This is a genomic window from Polynucleobacter sp. AM-7D1 (genome assembly GCF_018688455.1).
In the GTDB taxonomy this organism is placed as follows: Bacteria; Pseudomonadota; Gammaproteobacteria; order Burkholderiales; family Burkholderiaceae; genus Polynucleobacter.
Map to the genome: position 1 here is coordinate 103,271 of NZ_CP061319.1, position 13,487 is coordinate 116,757.

Sequence of the window (13,487 nt, forward strand, 5' to 3'; positions counted from 1 at the left end):
TCTAATAGTGCTCACTAAACGAATTATTCCCTGCCTTGATGTCACGGCAGGGCGCGTTGTGAAAGGCGTGAATTTTGTTGGGCTGCGTGATGCGGGTGATCCTGTGGAGATTGCAAAACGTTACGACACTCAAGGCGCTGATGAACTCACCTTCCTAGACATTACTGCTACCTCTGATGGTCGTGATCTCATATTACACATCATTGAAGATGTTGCATCTCAAGTATTTATTCCACTGACTGTTGGTGGTGGTGTGCGCGCTGTAGCTGATGTGCGCCGCTTACTCAATGCTGGCGCTGATAAGGTGAGCATGAACTCATCCGCAGTGGCGAATCCAGATTTGGTGTCGGATGCGGCTGCGTATTACGGTTCACAATGCATCGTCGTTGCCATTGATGCTAAAAAAACGGAAGCAGGTAATTGGGAAGTCTTTACCCATGGGGGTAGAACTGCGACTGGCATGGATGTCGTTACATGGGCTTCTGAAGTCGCTAAACGTGGTGCTGGAGAAATTCTTCTCACCAGCATGAATCGTGATGGTAGTAAAGATGGTTTTGATTTGGAGTTAACTGCCGCAGTAAGTGATGCGGTGAGCGTTCCAGTGATTGCGTCTGGCGGCGTGGGTAATTTGCAGCACTTGGTCGATGGCATTACCAAGGGTCATGCCGATGCAGTTCTTGCGGCAAGTATTTTTCATTATGGTGAATACACTGTTGGTCAAGCAAAAGAATATATGGCAAGCCAAGGCGTTCCTGTTCGCATTTAAGTGCAGACAGCTTTACTAAGAAAATAATTCGAAGATAACCATGAAAAATTCCTTCAATCCAGTTGACTCCTTAGAGCCCGGCGCATGGCTTGATGCCGTCACTTGGAATGAGCAGGGCTTAGTTCCGGTAATTGCCCAGGAAGTTGGCAGTAAAGATATTTTGATGATGGCTTGGATGAATCGCGATGCTTTATTGGCTACCTTACGCTTAGGCGAAGCGGTGTATTGGACACGTTCAAGGCAAAAGTTGTGGCATAAAGGCGAAGAGTCTGGTCATACTCAAAAAGTAAAAGAAATCCGCCTTGATTGCGATGGCGATACGATTTTGCTGATGGTTGAGCAAAAAGACGGTATAGCTTGTCACACTGGCGAGCATAGTTGCTTCTTCCAGAGGTGGGATTCAGCCCAATCCACCTGGGTTGATGAGTCTAAGGGCCTTAAATAACCCACCCCTCGTCTACCTGGTAATAAAAGACATAAAATCACTTGATGACTAGTTCAGCGAATACCCCCTCTAATTTAGATGCTGCTTTAGCCCACTTGGCTGACGTAGTTGATCAGCGCCGCGATGCATTTAAGGCTGGCCAGGCCGATCCCAAGACCTCTTACACTGCCTTACTCTTCTCTAAGGGTGATGATGGGATTTTGAAGAAGATTGGAGAAGAGGCTACCGAAGCAGTGATGGCTGCCAAGGATGCTCGAAATGCCAATTTGGCTCCTGAGCAACAAAAACTCTTGGTTGGGGAGATGGCTGACCTCTGGTTTCATTGCCTAATTGCCCTTTCTCAGTTTGGTTTGAGGCCAGAAGACGTGATTGCTGAGTTAGAGAGCCGTCTCGGCACCTCAGGCATCGAAGAAAAAGCCGCCAGAAAAGCTGCAAGCAAGGAGTAATTGATGCCCCATGACCCAAATTGCCTGTTTTGTAAGATTTCCAAAGGTGAAATCCCATCCCAAAAGGTCTACGAGGATGAGGAGATTTATGCCTTTAAAGATATTAATCCTGCCGCGCCTGTCCATTTTTTGATAATTCCTAAAAAACATATCCCTATGCTGGAATCTGCAGAAGTGGCTGATGCGCCATTGCTAGGTAGAATGATGGAATTAGCGCCGCGTCTTGCCAAGGAACAAGGTTGCCGTCCTGGAAAAGATGGCGGCTTTAGATTGGTAGTGAATAATGGTGCAGATGGTGGTCAAGAGGTTTATCACTTGCATTTGCATGTGATGGGCGGTCCGCGCCCCTGGAAAAAATAGTCCGAGGAGATTAAAAATGGGTTCATTTAGCATTTGGCATTGGTTAATTGTTTTGGTGATCGTGATGTTGGTATTCGGTACCAAAAAATTGCGCAATATCGGCACAGATTTAGGTGGTGCTGTTAAAGGTTTCAAAGATGGCATGAAAACGCCTGAGGGAGCTGAGGAGCCTAAGGAGCAAATTCAGAGCGCTGCTACATCAACAGAGAAAACTGTGGATGTTCAGGCAAAAGACCTCAATAAATAATTGTTGATAGAGATGATGCGCAACTGCAATGATTGATCTCGGAGTTTCAAAGCTTGCACTCATTGCAGTAGTTGCATTGGTAGTGGTCGGCCCGGAGCGACTTCCAAAAATTGCCCGTATGGCGGGTAACTTATTTGGAAGAGCACAGCGCTATATGGCTGATGTCAAATCTGAAGTCAGCAGGCAGATGGATGTTGAGGAGTTTAAGAAACTCCGTGAAGAAAGTGTCTCTGCCTTTAAGGATGTTGAGAGCTCTATTCAATCTGTTACTCAAGAGGCTGGTGCTAATCTTAGTGATCAAGCAGACATCTTTGAAAATTCTTTTACTAGAGCCCCCCTTGATGAAAAAGAGGTCCTACAAAAATCGATACGCCAAGGTCGCAAGAGTTGGGGTGTGAGGCGCGCTGCGAGACCAGTTTGGTTCAAGCGCTCTACGGGTATGCGCACAAGAGTTCAGTCTGGTGCTGCACGCATGAAGCGCTTTCACCATAGCGCGGGCAAATAAACTAGCCCAAAGAAAAGTAAATACAAATATCAATGACGCAAAATAATCCAACAGAAGATTCCGGATTACAAGAATCCTTCCTATCTCATTTATTTGAGTTGCGTGATCGCATCATTAAGTCAGCCCTAGCAATCATCGCGGTATTTGTCTGCCTGGTCTACTGGGCGCCAGATATTTTTCATTTGTTCTCACAACCACTTTTAAATGCTTTACCCTCCGGTGGCAAGATGATCGTGACTGATGTCACGGGATCTTTTTTTGTGCCGATGAAGGTCACCATGTTAGTGGCTTTCTTAATTGCGCTGCCCGTAGTGATGTATCAATTATGGGCTTTCATTGCGCCGGGGTTGTATCAGCACGAGCGCAAGCTGATCGTGCCTTTGGTCGTGAGTAGCTACAGCCTGTTTATATTTGGCATGGCATTTGCCTACTTTTTAGTGTTCCCCACCGTATTTGAATTCATGGCTAGCTATAACGCTCCCCTGGGTGCCGAGATGTCAACAGATATTGATAAGTACCTTGGCTTTGCCATGAACACCTTTTTAGCTTTTGGGCTTACTTTTGAAGTGCCTGTTGTGGTGGTGGTTTTAGTACGTATGGGTATGGTGCCACTAGCCAAGCTTAAAGAGATTCGTCCTTACGTGATCGTTGGCGCTTTTGTGATTTCAGCAATTGTGACGCCACCAGATGTGTTGTCTCAACTACTCTTAGCAGTGCCAATGTGCTTGCTCTATGAGCTTGGGCTTCTGATCGCTCGTTTTTATGTACCAAAATCTTCAGATGATGAGTCTGACGACAACAAAGATGGCGAATCTAAAAGCCCAGATACTCAAACTACCGTTTGATCTTGTGAGAAGGCGGCAGTCAGCCACTCACTTACTCGATCAAATCGATAACGTCTTTGTCTTAAACTACCCTCTAAGTCTGATTCGCTTCCAGCAAATACTTTTCCCGCTGCAAGCAAGGAGCGACGCTGCTGAGTGGTATCAATCTGAATTAATCTAGGCAGTATCTTTGGTAACTCGTGACGAATATCGACAACGACACAATGTTCGTGCTGCAACTGTCCAACCTCGCACAGTAATAGCTCAGCCTTACTCAAATTAAATTGATTGGCGATGATGAGTCGGTGACATAGCAAGATCCACTCTTTATCTAATTTATGTTCGGCGTGATGGTTTAATGCCTTTTCAGCATAAGCGGCTAATTCAAACCAATCATTGTTCTTTGGGCTGGGTACATTCTCTAGAATCTTTCCAAGCAATTCTTTGGCTTCGGGTACGCCTTGCTGATGTGCTTGCCAAATCCAATAAGAAGCTTGCAGGCCACGAACTTTCTCTTCAACTTTTTCGCGTTTACGCCATAGTTTCGCGCCTCTTTTGAATTGAGCAACCGGATGGCCTAAATCTGCCGCATGATCAAGACAGTGATCGCTCTCTGCCGCGTTGTATCCAGAAAATTGTGGGCGACGATAGATCTCCCCAAGAGCAAACCAAGCATCGCGATTACCATCTTTAGCAGCAAGCTCTAACCAGTAAGCAGCCTTCTTTAGCGAGGCGTTAGATTTTCCGCCCGAAGTACTCAAATCATTTTCACCAGGATCGAGCTCATTAAATTGCGCAAGACGTAAACCCAAGGTGAGTTTGGCGCTTGTTAGGCCAAGCTCTGCTGCTTGTATTAGTGCAGCTTCATTCTTTTCGGTCAGCCAGGTATTCCAAAGTGACGAGAGCGCTTCATCTTTTGGTTGAAGCTTAATCAGCAGTTCTTTGGCACAATTGGTGAATGGGGTTTCTGATTCCGCTAACTGAAAGAGAAATTCTTTTGCGGTTTTTTGAAGGGATGCAAAATCAATGCCGTCCTCTTGCCTTAAAAGCCAATGAGTAAGCTCGGTCTGCAGATCTTTCTTAATGGGATTCAAAAGTAACTCCGCAAGTTGCCATTGCACGGCATAACTTGCGGGCACATTTGTATTGGCTAATTCCCAAAATAAATCCCATCCAAATGAAAAGGCTGGGGAGTTGACGGTTGCAGCTAACGGTAGGGTTGAAACTTGCTCAAGCAACTCCGGGATCATTTGGGAAAGAAGTTCAGTGGGAAAAATTTCCGAGTCACTTAAACTTTTGTTTGCAAGTGCTTGATTTTTATAGGATAAATAAGATTTTTCAAGCCAAATCAATGCATTGGCAGGCTGAATCGGCGTCTTAAAGGCGCCAGTCAAATAAGCGGTGGCTAAATTTTGTTGCGCAGAAACATCACCAAGTCGAGCTGATTGGAGGATTTTTAAGAATTCGCGGCTTGCCATATGACAATTTTGGCATTCAGAGGCCTAAAAAGATAGAAATCACAGCCTTTGTTGCCCTGATACAACGAAGAAAGCCAAAAAACTGCCTTTTGACAAGCAAAAAGAACTCCTAAATACCCTTACCCCCAGTCTAGCAGGTCTAAACAAGCAAAATTCGTAAGTCCCAATTTTTATTTGGGCATCACTTTCAATTTATGGAGATTTAAAGAATGAAAAAATCGCTATTCGCAGTTGCAGCCGTAACAGCATTTGCTGGTGCAGCTCAAGCACAGTCAAGCGTGACCGTTTACGGTATCGTTGACATGGGTTATTCAAATACCTCAACAAGAGTTAATACCTCAAAAGTTAACAGTTCAGCTTTTACTACAAACGCTGAAACAGATAGCCGTTTAGGTTTCAAGGGCACAGAAGATTTGGGTGGGGGCACTTCTGCATTCTTTACTATTGAAGCTCAGCTTTCTGGAATGAATGGTGGTGCACCAGCTTATGGTACTGTTACAAATGCAACACCTAATTCAGCAAACGTTATTGGCGGCAATCGTCAAACATTTGTTGGTTTGAAAAAGAAGGGCATTGGCTCTGGAGCCATTGGTACACAGTACACACCAATGCATGACTCAGTTGCAGCAACAGATCCAGGTGGCTCTAATAACGTAATCGGTAGCATCATTCGCCCAATTGGTGTTGCTGCTGCTAACGGCGCTGCTACAACGGCATCAGGAAATCACTTGGTTCGCACAACCAACGCAATTAAATTCAACAGTGATAAATTTGCTGGCTTTGGTTTGAATGCACTTTACTCTTTGAACCAATCAAACTCTACTCAGACAGGGGCTCAAAGTACTACAGCTCCGGCAGCTGGTACGGCTCCAACAGCTATTGGTGGTAGCAATAACTACTCTGGTTATGGTATCTCGGCTGACTACACATGGAAGAAACTCTTTGCGACAGTAGCAATGAATTCATTCAGTCAAGAGCAATCACTTGTAGGTCAATCAGCAACAACAGCAGCGTTGCCTGGAACAGAATCATTGGGTACTCAGACTAACGTGAAAATTAACGACGTTTATGCTGCTGGTACTTATGACTTTGGTGTTCTCAAAGCTTTTGCTGGTTATACAAATCGTAAAATCACTGGTGCTCTCAATTCAAACCAGTACCTCAAGCGTTCTGGCCAACAGATTGGTGTTCGTAGCTTCATTACGCCAGCTATTGAAGGTTGGGCATCTATTGGTAATGGTAAGTATCAGGCATTTGGTACAAACGAGCCAACAGCTAACTTCAATGCTTGGCAGTTGGGTACAAACTACTACTTAAGCAAGCGCTCAAACTTGTACGCTATCTATGGTCAGTCTTTGACTTCGAGCACCTCCGCTCAAACTCAAGGCGCAGCAGGTAGCCAGTTCGCATTGGGCGTACGCCACTCATTCTAATATGACGCTAACCTATGTTAGCTTAGTGTTAGTTTTGTGCAAAATCAACCCACTGTGGAAACACAGTGGGTTTTTTACTGCTCCCGGCTGTTGGTAAAGCAAAACATATTTGGCGTATCAAAGCATGAATTCAATCATCAAATTCTTGGTAACAATTCTTTTAATTGGTAGTTTGGCCGGATGTCTTGCAAGTACATCCTCACCAGTTGGGGTTGCTTGTAACTATAGCGAGGGAAAACTGCTTTGGGAGTTGCCTCTTGTTTGTCAGGGCGGCCATTAATACAGTAAAGGACGTGTGCTAGCTTAGAATAAGAGTCAATATGGTCAACCGATTCAAACTAAGCTAATCTTTATTAAAAGAAAGCAATCCTTAAATGATAGAAGCCTCTAAATTTGAAGGCTGTGAAATGTGTAAGTACTCAATTAAATTAAGCTATGAATCCTTACCAGGTCAGTGAATTACTATCACTGGCGCAATATTATTTTTATAATAATAATCAAGCCTATTCGCAATCTCTTCTCAAAATAATTATTGAGGCAGTGCCATTTCACTCACAAGCCAATGAGATATTGGCCTATATTCATGATGCTAATTCAAATTATGACGAGTCATTTAGGCATCTCAATATAGCATGCAGTCAAGTTGATTGCTCAGGTGAGGCTCTATACTCGCTTGGTGTTGCTCAACTAAATAAAAATCTACACAGTGAGGCAATCGGGTCATTTCAAAAGGCGATTGATAAAAAGGGTGAATTTTTTGAGGTTCTTCATGATATGGGGACAACATTCGCCCAGTTAGGCAACTTAAATGCTGCACTTTTTTGGTATAAAAAATGTGTGGGACTCAAAAACGACTCCCATGTACTTTTTTTCAACATGGGTCGAGCTTTGGATGGCCTTGAGAAATATGATGACGCTCTAAGTTACTATGACAACGCTATCCAATTACAGCCACAATTTTTTGAGGCTTGGTTTAACAAAGGCGTAACCTTAGCGTTCTTGAAGCAATACGATAAAGCAATTGTTTGTTATGACAAAGCAATCATACTCGATTCTAAAAATGCTGAAGTCTGGTTTAACAAAGGCGTCTCTCTAAATGGTTTGGAAGCGAGCGATGAGGCTCTTAGTTGCTATGAAAATGCCATTCGGTTACAGTCGCAGTATTTCGAAGCCTGGTTTAACAAAGGCGTAACCTTAGCGTTCTTGAGGCAATACGATAAGGCAATTGTCTGTTATGACAAAGCAATTGAACTCAATCCTAAATATGCTGAAGCTTGGTCAAATAAGGCTATAGCCTTAAATGATCTTAAGCGTCACGAAGAGGCCTTAAGGCACTATGACAAAGCAATTGAACTCAATCCTAAATATGCTGAAGCTTGGTCAAATAAGGCTATAGCCTTAAATGATCTTAAGCGTCACGAAGAGGCCTTAAGGCACTATGACAAAGCAATTGAACTCAACTCTAACCTCAACTTTCTATGTGGGGATAGATTGCATACAAAAATGCAAATATGCGATTGGAATAATTTTGAAGAGGATATTGATGTTTGCATCAATAAAATAGAGTCAATGCAGTGTGCAGTCCAACCTTTTTCGCTTCTAGCTTTGGTGGATGACCCACAGCTCCATAAAAAGTGCTCTGAAATATTCGTCAATAAATATTGTTTAGGGGTAAAGGGGCTGGTAAAAGATGCCAAAGAGCCATTAAGGCATCCGGTCATAAAAATTGGATATTTTTCTGCAGACTTTCATAACCATGCAACCAGTCATCTTATGGTCGAGTTATTTGAAAAACACAATCACGACGATTTTGAATTTTATGGCTTTTCATTCGGCCCTGAAACTGATGATGAAATTCGAATGAGAATAAGAAAATCATTCAAAAACTTCTTCAGTGTTAATGGCTTAACTGATTTTCAAGTGGCTTCTCTTTCAAGGGATGTGGGAATAGATATCGCAGTAGACCTCAAGGGCTTTACTCGTGGTTCGCGACCAAATATATTTTCCAACAGGTGCGCACCCATACAGGTCAGTTATTTGGGTTATCCAGGCACTATGGGTGCTAAATATATTGATTACTTGGTTGCCGATAAAGTTTTAGTTCTGGATTGTTTTCAAGAATTTTATAGTGAAAAATTAATATACATGCCTTGTAGTTATCAGGTTAATGACTCACAAAAAAAAGTTTCTTCTAAAAAATTTACTAGGGGTGAGGCTGGCTTACCAAATGACGCTTTTGTGTTTTGTTGTTTTAATAATAGCTATAAGATCACCCCAGAAATTTTTTCTGCATGGATGAAAATTTTGCTTTCAGTTGATGGTAGCGTTCTTTGGTTGCTTCGAGATAACCATACTGCCTCTGATAATCTTAGGCGGGAGGCAAAAAAGTGGGGGGTTCTTGAAAGTCGGTTGATATTTGCCCCAAAACTTCCCATGGATCAACATCTAGCGCGGCACCAATTGGCAGATTTATTTCTGGACACATTTCCATACAACGCTCATACAACGGCCAGCGATGCTCTTTGGGTTGGGCTGCCGGTTCTTACTTATATTGGAAAATCTTTCGCAAGCCGAGTATCTGCTAGCTTATTACATGAACTGCAATTGGACGAATTGGTTGCGGATACGCTTGAGGAGTATCAGAATAAGGCTGTACAGTTAGCAAAAGACCCTAAGTTACTAAGTAAAATTGAGCAAAAACTAAAGCAAAATAGGCATATAAGTAATCTTTTTGATGCTGATTATTTTGCACGACACATCGAATCAGCGTATAAAAAAATTTATGCGAATTACATTTCAGATTTAAAACCTGAAAATATTGAAGTTCAATAGCACAAAAAGTTGCTGGCATCAATAATAATTAATCATTAATCCGTAGTTATCTTAGGTTTTTTTGCCCTTTAGGCTATCCCGAATTTCCCTCAATAAGACTATATCTTCTGGTGTGGGCGGTACAGGTGGCGCATCAATGGTGCGAATTCTATTGACCACTTTCACCATTTGGAAGATTGCAAAAGCCAGCAAGATAAAGTTAATTGAGATGGTGATAAAGTTGCCATAGGCAAATATGGGTACTCCAGCCTTCTTGAGGGCATCAAAGGTTCTTGGAACGCCCTCTGGAATCTTGCCCAACACCAAAAATAGGTTGGTAAAGTCAATATGACCCCCAAGTATGGTTGAAATAAAAGGCATGATGATGTCATTTACTAGGGAGTCCACGATCTTCCCAAACGCCCCACCGATAATCACACCAACCGCTAAATCAATGACGTTACCCTTGACGGCAAAGTCCCGAAATTCCTTTAAAACAGCCATAAATCCCTCTCATTTCAAATTGATTGGGATTATCTCAAGATTAACCACATAACTTTCTTGCATACCCCACTTTTTACTTTAAAATCTTATCTTTAAGCAATTTCCACCTATAAATGCTCTTCCGAGGAATTTTGTAAATGAGTGACAAGCCCTGTATGGACAAAGATCGCCGCAATTGGTTGATCGCTACTTCAGCGGTTGGCGGCGTTGGTGCAGCCACAGCCCTTTACCCTTTTGTTAATAGTTTTGAGCCTTCTGAGCGTGCCAAAGCCGCTGGAGCTGCTGTTGAGATCGATATTGCTGGGATGCAGCCAGACGAGATGCGAATGGTTGAGTGGCGCGGTAAGCCGGTCTGGGTGGTGCGTCGTACACCTGAGCAAGTTGCCGAGCTGTCTAAAATTGATTCTGAGCTCGCAGACCCTGATTCTTTAAGGGATCCAGCCCAATTTACCCCTCCTTACGCCCAGAACCAATGGCGTTCAATTAAGCCTGAATACCTTGTTGTAGTTGGTATTTGCACCCATTTAGGCTGCTCTCCAACAGCGAAATTTGAGTCAGGCCCACAACCTTCTTTACCAAATACTTGGCCAGGCGGCTTCTTGTGCCCATGCCATGGCTCTACATTTGATATGGCAGGCCGTGTATTTAAGAATAAACCAGCCCCAGACAATATGGAAGTGCCGCCACATATGTATTTGAGCGATACCAAGATTCTGGTTGGCGAAGACAAGAAGGCCTAAGGAGAGATAAATGGCATTTCACGAAAAAGAAGTCCCAGCAGATGCTTCTGGAGCACAGAAGCTAATGGCCTGGGTGGATTCACGCCTACCAGTAACAGAAGCGTTCAAGCGTCACATGAGCGAGTATTACGCTCCTAAAAACCTGAATTTCTTCTATATTTTTGGTGCGCTAGCTATCGTTGTTTTAGCAATTCAAATCGTTACCGGTATTTTCTTGGTAATGAACTACAAGCCTGATGCTGCTAAGGCATTTGAGTCTGTTGAATACATCATGCGTGAAGTTCCATGGGGCTGGTTGATTCGCTACATGCACTCCACTGGAGCATCCATGTTTTTTGTGGTGGTTTACATGCACATGTTCCGTGGCTTGATCTACGGTTCATATCGCAAGCCACGCGAGTTGATTTGGATTTTCGGTTGCGCGATTTTCTTGTGCTTGATGGGTGAGGCGTTCTTTGGATATTTGCTCCCGTGGGGTCAAATGTCCTACTGGGGTGCCCAAGTGATTGTGAACTTGTTCTCCGCCATTCCATTAATTGGCCCAGACCTATCTTTGTGGTTACGTGGTGACTATGTCGTTGGTGATGCAACCCTAAATCGCTTTTTTGCATTTCATGTAATCGCTATTCCATTGGTATTGATTGGACTAGTTGCAGCCCACATCCTTGCATTGCATGAAGTTGGCTCAAATAACCCAGATGGTATTGAGATTAAAGATAATCTTGATGCTAATGGACATCCTATCGATGGTATTCCATTCCACCCTTATTACAGCGTTCACGACGTCATGTACTTGGGCGGATTCCTGATGGTATTTGCTTGCATCGTGTTCTTTGCGCCAGAGATGGGTGGTTACTTCCTAGAAGCAAATAACTTTATTCCTGCAAACCCACTTGAGACACCAACGCATATTGCGCCAGTCTGGTACTTCACACCGTTCTACTCTATGCTTCGTGCAACAACAACTAACTTCCTATTGCCGCTGTGGATTTTCTTGGCAGTAATTTTGGGAATGTTTGCACTCAAGTCGAACAACATCAAACTTAAGGGTGCTTGTGCTGCAATTGCTCTGGTATTGGCTGTTGGCTTCTATGCATTCGATGCGAAATTCTGGGGCGTGGTGATTATGGGTGGTTCAGTAGTAATACTGTTCTTCTTGCCATGGTTAGATCACTCACCAGTGAAATCTATTCGCTATCGCCCACAATTCCATAAGTACATCTACGGTGTATTTATTGTGAGTTTTATAATTTTGGGTTACTTGGGTATCGAGCCACCATCACCTGTATTTGAAAAGATTTCTCAGATTTGTACTATTTATTATCTGGGCTTCTTCTTAGCAATGCCGTTCTGGAGCAAGCTTGGCACATTTAAGCCGGTTCCAACTCGCGTTACTTTTAAGTCCCATTAATTTAAGCCTGAGATATCAGTAAAGAGAAATTAGGAACTAGTATGAAACGAATTCTGCAAACTTTGATGGGCATCTGCCAGGCTACGGTTTTAGTTGCTGCGCTGGGTTTCGGTGTAGCGGCTAATGCCAGTGAAGGCGGCTTTCCTTTGGACGCAGCTCCAAACCGCGTAAGCAACAATGCATCATTGCAAAATGGTGCCAAGATATTTGTGAACTATTGTTTGAACTGCCATGCAGCTTCAAGCATGCGTTACAACCGCTTGCGTGACATTGGCTTGACCGACCAGCAAATCAAGGACAACTTGATTTTGAATGACGCTAAGGTTGGCGATCTGATGACGATCTCCATGACGCCGAAAGAAGGTAAAGCATTCTTTGGTAAGACCCCTCCTGACCTATCGGTAGAAGCTCGTGCACGTGGCACGGATTGGCTGTATACCTATTTCCGTACTTTCTACAAAGACGATACTACCCAGACTGGCTGGAATAATTTGGTTTATCCAAACGTTGGAATGCCCCATGTTCTCTGGGAGTTACAAGGTGAGCGCGCAGCAAAGTTTGAAGAACGTCCAGATCCACATGATGCAAGCCGTGTAGAGAAAAAGTTTGTTGGATTTGAGCAGTTGACTCCGGGCATTATGAAGCCGCAAGAGTATGACGACAATATTGCTGATTTAGTTGCGTTCATGTCTTGGATGGCTGAGCCAGTTCAACTTGAACGTAAGCGTCTAGGTGTTATTGTGCTGATCTTCTTGGCAATCTTCACTTTATTGGCATGGCGTTTGAATAAGGCTTATTGGAAAGATATTCATTAATCCAAGTACTTAGAGATTTAAAGTCGCAGTTGTATGTGCGTTTGTTGCATTGAAGTAGATATTTAAGGAAATAAATTTATGATGGTGTTGTACTCGGGTACTAATTGCCCATTCTCGCAACGCTGCCGTTTGGTGCTTTTTGAAAAAGGCATGGACTTTGAGATCCGTGATGTCGACTTGTTTAACAAGCCAGAAGACATTTCGGTCATGAACCCTTATGGCCAAGTTCCAATCTTGGTTGAACGCGATTTGATTTTGTATGAGTCAAACATTATTAATGAATATATTGATGAGCGTTTTCCACATCCACAATTGATGCCGCCTGATCCAGTTGCTCGCGCACGTGCGCGCCTCTTTCTCTTCAATTTTGAGAAAGAGTTATTTGTGCACGTCGCAGCTCTGGAGAACGAAAAAGGCAAAGCTGCTGAAAAGGTTCATGAAAAAGCGCGTTTAGCTATTCGCGATCGCTTAACTCAGCTTGCACCTATTTTTGTGAAGAACAAGTACATGTTGGGCGAAGAGTTTTCAATGCTGGATGTAGCTATTGCCCCGTTATTGTGGCGTTTAGAGCATTACGGCATCGACCTCTCACGTAATGCGGCCCCACTCTTGAAGTACGCTGAGCGTATTTTCAGCAGACCTGCTTACATTGAGGCTTTAACGCCTTCAGAAAAGGTAATGCGTCGCTAAGCGGCTCATTGT

Annotated in this window: 14 protein-coding genes and 1 pseudogene; 13 read left to right on the forward strand and 2 right to left on the reverse strand. The window is 43.4% G+C overall.

The features are described from left to right. The first annotated feature begins 7 nt into the window (after nt 1-7). The 7 genes and pseudogenes from hisF (at nt 8) to tatC (ending at nt 3,614) form a co-directional block, all read left to right on the forward strand. A complete protein-coding gene (gene hisF, locus GQ359_RS00600) occupies nt 8-766 on the forward strand; it encodes an imidazole glycerol phosphate synthase subunit HisF (protein ID WP_215387059.1) in 759 nt (252 codons plus the stop codon). A 40-nt stretch (nt 767-806) separates the two neighbouring features. After that, nucleotides 807-1,263 (forward strand): annotated as a pseudogene (hisI, locus tag GQ359_RS00605) (phosphoribosyl-AMP cyclohydrolase). Further along, nucleotides 1,256-1,657: a phosphoribosyl-ATP diphosphatase gene (locus tag GQ359_RS00610; protein ID WP_215387061.1), complete on the forward strand. Its 402-nt coding sequence runs from the start codon at nt 1,256-1,258 to the stop codon at nt 1,655-1,657. The pseudogene hisI and the gene GQ359_RS00610 overlap by 8 nt, the downstream one beginning before the upstream one ends. Before the next feature lie 3 nt (nt 1,658-1,660). Continuing rightward, complete coding sequence (locus GQ359_RS00615; protein ID WP_215387062.1) at nt 1,661-2,017, forward strand: histidine triad nucleotide-binding protein; 357 nt, start codon at nt 1,661-1,663, stop codon at nt 2,015-2,017. A 16-nt stretch (nt 2,018-2,033) separates the two neighbouring features. Next, the gene (gene tatA, locus GQ359_RS00620; RefSeq protein WP_215387063.1) at nt 2,034-2,264 is read left to right on the forward strand and encodes a Sec-independent protein translocase subunit TatA; all 231 of its coding nucleotides are present in this window, start codon (nt 2,034-2,036) and stop codon (nt 2,262-2,264) included. 28 nt (nt 2,265-2,292) lie between these two features. Continuing rightward, on the forward strand, nt 2,293-2,769 hold the full coding sequence (gene tatB / locus GQ359_RS00625) for a Sec-independent protein translocase protein TatB (protein WP_215387064.1): 477 nt from the start codon (nt 2,293-2,295) through the stop codon (nt 2,767-2,769). 32 nt (nt 2,770-2,801) lie between these two features. After that, nucleotides 2,802-3,614 (forward strand): twin-arginine translocase subunit TatC, encoded by an 813-nt coding sequence (tatC, locus tag GQ359_RS00630; protein ID WP_215387065.1) that lies wholly within the window; start codon nt 2,802-2,804, stop codon nt 3,612-3,614. On the opposite strand, the gene GQ359_RS00635 is transcribed toward tatC, so the two are convergent. Further along, entirely contained in the window at nt 3,599-5,071 is a 1,473-nt protein-coding gene (locus tag GQ359_RS00635; protein WP_215387066.1) for a tetratricopeptide repeat protein, read from the reverse strand. The two genes, tatC and GQ359_RS00635, sit on opposite strands and share 16 nt — an antisense overlap. A 209-nt stretch (nt 5,072-5,280) precedes the next feature. Here GQ359_RS00635 and GQ359_RS00640 point away from each other — a divergent pair, with 209 nt between their 5' ends. Beyond that, a complete protein-coding gene (locus GQ359_RS00640) occupies nt 5,281-6,504 on the forward strand; it encodes a porin (RefSeq protein WP_215387067.1) in 1,224 nt (407 codons plus the stop codon). A gap of 435 nt (nt 6,505-6,939) precedes the next feature. Then, the gene (locus GQ359_RS00645; protein WP_215387068.1) at nt 6,940-9,336 is read left to right on the forward strand and encodes a glycosyltransferase family 41 protein; all 2,397 of its coding nucleotides are present in this window, start codon (nt 6,940-6,942) and stop codon (nt 9,334-9,336) included. Nucleotides 9,337-9,387: 51 nt separating this feature from the next. Here GQ359_RS00645 and mscL read toward each other — a convergent pair whose 3' ends face one another. Then, the gene (mscL, locus tag GQ359_RS00650) at nt 9,388-9,819 is read right to left on the reverse strand and encodes a large conductance mechanosensitive channel protein MscL (RefSeq protein ID WP_215387069.1); all 432 of its coding nucleotides are present in this window, start codon (nt 9,817-9,819) and stop codon (nt 9,388-9,390) included. A 137-nt stretch (nt 9,820-9,956) separates the two neighbouring features. Here mscL and petA point away from each other — a divergent pair, with 137 nt between their 5' ends. The 4 genes from petA (at nt 9,957) to GQ359_RS00670 (ending at nt 13,475) form a co-directional block, all read left to right on the forward strand. Beyond that, complete coding sequence (gene petA / locus GQ359_RS00655) at nt 9,957-10,559, forward strand: ubiquinol-cytochrome c reductase iron-sulfur subunit (protein ID WP_215387070.1); 603 nt, start codon at nt 9,957-9,959, stop codon at nt 10,557-10,559. 10 nt (nt 10,560-10,569) lie between these two features. Then, nucleotides 10,570-11,970, forward strand: a complete 1,401-nt coding sequence (locus tag GQ359_RS00660; protein ID WP_215387071.1) for a cytochrome bc complex cytochrome b subunit — start codon at nt 10,570-10,572, stop codon at nt 11,968-11,970. A 41-nt stretch (nt 11,971-12,011) separates the two neighbouring features. After that, nucleotides 12,012-12,785 (forward strand): cytochrome c1, encoded by a 774-nt coding sequence (locus GQ359_RS00665; RefSeq protein ID WP_371822446.1) that lies wholly within the window; start codon nt 12,012-12,014, stop codon nt 12,783-12,785. 78 nt (nt 12,786-12,863) lie between these two features. Then, nucleotides 12,864-13,475 carry a glutathione S-transferase N-terminal domain-containing protein gene (locus GQ359_RS00670; RefSeq protein ID WP_215344472.1) on the forward strand — a complete coding sequence of 204 codons (612 nt, stop codon included), beginning with the start codon at nt 12,864-12,866 and terminating at the stop codon, nt 13,473-13,475. The last annotated feature ends 12 nt before the right edge of the window (nt 13,476-13,487 follow it).

Excerpts from the sequence above, each read along its gene's own strand:
- GQ359_RS00610 (WP_215387061.1), top strand. The coding sequence starts at position 1,256 with ATGACTAGTTCAGCGAATACCCCCTCTAATTTAGATGCTGCTTTAGCC.
- GQ359_RS00615 (WP_215387062.1), top strand. The coding sequence starts at position 1,661 with ATGCCCCATGACCCAAATTGCCTGTTTTGTAAGATTTCCAAAGGTGAA.
- tatA (WP_215387063.1), top strand. The coding sequence starts at position 2,034 with ATGGGTTCATTTAGCATTTGGCATTGGTTAATTGTTTTGGTGATCGTG.
- tatB (WP_215387064.1), top strand. The coding sequence starts at position 2,293 with ATGATTGATCTCGGAGTTTCAAAGCTTGCACTCATTGCAGTAGTTGCA.
- tatC (WP_215387065.1), top strand. The coding sequence starts at position 2,802 with ATGACGCAAAATAATCCAACAGAAGATTCCGGATTACAAGAATCCTTC.
- GQ359_RS00635 (WP_215387066.1), bottom strand. The coding sequence starts at position 5,071 with ATGGCAAGCCGCGAATTCTTAAAAATCCTCCAATCAGCTCGACTTGGT.
- GQ359_RS00640 (WP_215387067.1), top strand. The coding sequence starts at position 5,281 with ATGAAAAAATCGCTATTCGCAGTTGCAGCCGTAACAGCATTTGCTGGT.
- GQ359_RS00645 (WP_215387068.1), top strand. The coding sequence starts at position 6,940 with ATGAATCCTTACCAGGTCAGTGAATTACTATCACTGGCGCAATATTAT.
- mscL (WP_215387069.1), bottom strand. The coding sequence starts at position 9,819 with ATGGCTGTTTTAAAGGAATTTCGGGACTTTGCCGTCAAGGGTAACGTC.
- petA (WP_215387070.1), top strand. The coding sequence starts at position 9,957 with ATGAGTGACAAGCCCTGTATGGACAAAGATCGCCGCAATTGGTTGATC.
- GQ359_RS00660 (WP_215387071.1), top strand. The coding sequence starts at position 10,570 with ATGGCATTTCACGAAAAAGAAGTCCCAGCAGATGCTTCTGGAGCACAG.
- GQ359_RS00665 (WP_371822446.1), top strand. The coding sequence starts at position 12,012 with ATGAAACGAATTCTGCAAACTTTGATGGGCATCTGCCAGGCTACGGTT.
- GQ359_RS00670 (WP_215344472.1), top strand. The coding sequence starts at position 12,864 with ATGATGGTGTTGTACTCGGGTACTAATTGCCCATTCTCGCAACGCTGC.